The sequence below is a fragment of the Streptomyces sp. 8L genome (assembly GCF_020176795.1).
Classification (GTDB): Bacteria; Actinomycetota; Actinomycetes; order Streptomycetales; family Streptomycetaceae; genus Streptomyces.
On sequence record NZ_JAIUKE010000804.1, the window covers coordinates 1 to 2,344 of the forward strand.

At 70.9% G+C, this 2,344-nt stretch carries 2 protein-coding genes; both read right to left on the minus strand.

Annotated elements, in window-relative coordinates:
- Positions 1-76: 76 nt before the first annotated feature.
- A complete protein-coding gene (locus tag LCE31_RS38930; RefSeq protein ID WP_225022960.1) occupies positions 77-910 on the minus strand; it encodes a PIG-L family deacetylase in 834 nt (277 codons plus the stop codon).
- A gap of 336 nt (positions 911-1,246) precedes the next feature.
- Positions 1,247-2,266 (minus strand): DUF4331 family protein, encoded by a 1,020-nt coding sequence (locus tag LCE31_RS38935; protein ID WP_225022961.1) that lies wholly within the window; start codon positions 2,264-2,266, stop codon positions 1,247-1,249.
- Positions 2,267-2,344 lie beyond the last annotated feature (78 nt).

The window sequence follows — 2,344 nt, forward strand, 5'->3', positions numbered from 1 at the left end:
CCCGTATCGGAGCGGACCGCCGAGGGAGCGACCCGGGGCGCAGCACGCCCTCCGGGCCGGCGGCCCGCTGGGCGGGTCAGCGCAGGCCGGCGAAGAGATCGTTCTCGGGTACGGCCGCGCCGGTCGCGTCCTTGACGCGCAGGAAGGTCTCCGTGCCCATCAGCTCGCCGAACTTCTCCTTGCCCATCTTGAGGAAGAAGATGTTCTCGCCCTGGCTGGCGTGCGCGGCCAGCGAGTCGAACTTCTGACCGCTGAACGCGGCCGTGTCCACCCAGGTGGTGATCTCGTCGTCGGGCAGGCCGATCTTCGCCATCGCGGCGGCTTCTTCGGGGTCGGGCTCCGGCATGTTCTCGTCCAACTCGCGCATGGTCTCGCCGAACCGCGTCATTATCGAGCGGGGCATCGTGGTCCAGTACACCTTCGGCGTCAGCGAAACCGACTCCAGCGCCGCCATCGTGACGCGGTGGGCCTGGATGTGGTCGGGGTGGCCGTAGAAGCCGTTCTCGTCATAGGTGACGACCACGTCGGGCCGGTAGTGCTCCATGAGTTCCGCGAGCCGGGCGGCGCCTTCCTCCACGGGGGTGCGCCAGAAGGACCCCGGGGCGTCGTTGCTGGGCCAGCCCGCCATCCCGGAATCGGCGTAGTCCAGCATCTCCAGATCGCTGATGTTCAGGACGTCGCAGCTCTCCTTGAGCTCCTGCCTGCGCATCGAGGCGACGGCCGCCGGATCGTGCCCGGGGTCGGTCGGCTTGACACCTCCCGGTCCGTCACCGCAACCGCCGTCGGTACAGGTCACGAGGACCGTGCGGATGCCTTCCGCCGCATACCGCGCGAGGACCCCTCCGGTGCTGGTGGCCTCGTCGTCGGGGTGGGCGTGTACTGCCATGAGCGTCAAGGGCCGGTCGGTCATGAAAACAGTCCTCCTGTGCGATGCGTCCTGGTCCGGGTGCGCGGCGTGCGTGCCGCGAGCCCGGGGCCGGGCGGCCGGCGGGGCGGGCGGCCTGGTGGCCTGCGTGTCCCGCCCGGGCGGCGCCGGTTCCCCGGTCGGTGCAACCGTGCCGGGCGGACCGGCTGTTCCCGGCGCGCCCGCCCCGGCCTTGTGGGCATCGGCGTTCCGCTTCTCCGGCGTCGGCGCCCGCTGCCGCGCCCGGAGGCGGCGCGACAGCGTGGTCCGGCCTCGGGACGCCGCCGGCGGGCGTACCGCACCGCTCGGCAGGCGGCCGGAGCGGGGTCCGCCCGGCGTCCTTCAGGAGGCGGTCGCCGGGTGCGGGTCGCCCAGGTACGGGAACCGGGTCAGGGTGTCGGTGTGCGGCGTCAGACCGGTGGGCGGCGCGTCGTTCTTGGTGAGGAACGCGACGCGGATGTCGATCACGTCCTCCGTGAACGTCCGGCCGTTGGGGTACGCGGCGGGCTTGGCGGGGTCGAAGCGCAGGACGTCCGGCAGGAGGCCGTGCTCGTCGATCGCGGCGATCGCCTCCTCGCGCGAGTAGTCGCCGGTGTGGCCCAGCAGGTGGACGAACTGATCCGTCCACCTGGCCCGGTCGTCGACCGGCTCGCTCGCGTTGTACTCCTCCTTCGTCTCGTCGGTGTTGAAGAAGCTGCTCATGGACGGGTGCCCGGCCCGGTCCGCGTGGACGAGTTCGCCGTCGCGCAGCACACTGCACCGGCCCCAGACGCGCAGGTCGGGGTTGGGTCCGAGCATCGCGGTCGGCAGTTCGAGGGCCATGGAGAAGACGTTGGCCGTGCTGTTCGAGTCGACGCCGGTCCAGGGGGACTTGCCGCCCAGGTGGGGCGCGGTGAAGTTCCGGTTGCCCCTGGTGTCGAACAGGTTCTTGATTCCGTCGAAGTCGAAGAAGAAGGCGTCGCTGCGGCTGCCGGCCGCGACGGTGTATTCGCCGCTGGTGACCACGTTGGCCTGGGGACCGAAGGAGACGGCGGCGTCCGTCACGATCCGGGTGCCGACCGCCTGCGGACTGCGGGCCTCCGCACCGCTCGCCATGAAGACGCTGTAGGTCTGCGAACCGTCGGCGGCAGGCGGGCTGAAGACCCAGCTGAAGGCGTGGTCGGTCAGGTAGTCGCCGTCGTTGTCGATGTTCAGGCGGTAGACGGCGTCGGGGTGCAAGGCATCCGCGTTGGGATTGGCGTTGAGGATCAGAACGGTCCGGCTCGGGTCGCCGGGTGCCGCGAAGGCGTACAGGTCGCACAGGTCGAGGCGCTGGTCGTCGAGTGGTGCCCCGAGGCTGAGGCCGGTGAAGTGGTTGGACATGTCGGGTCCTTGCCTTGCTCGCCCGCCGGAAGGCCGCTGAGGCACTCAAGCGGCGTTGCGGGATGCGGGGTGACGGGG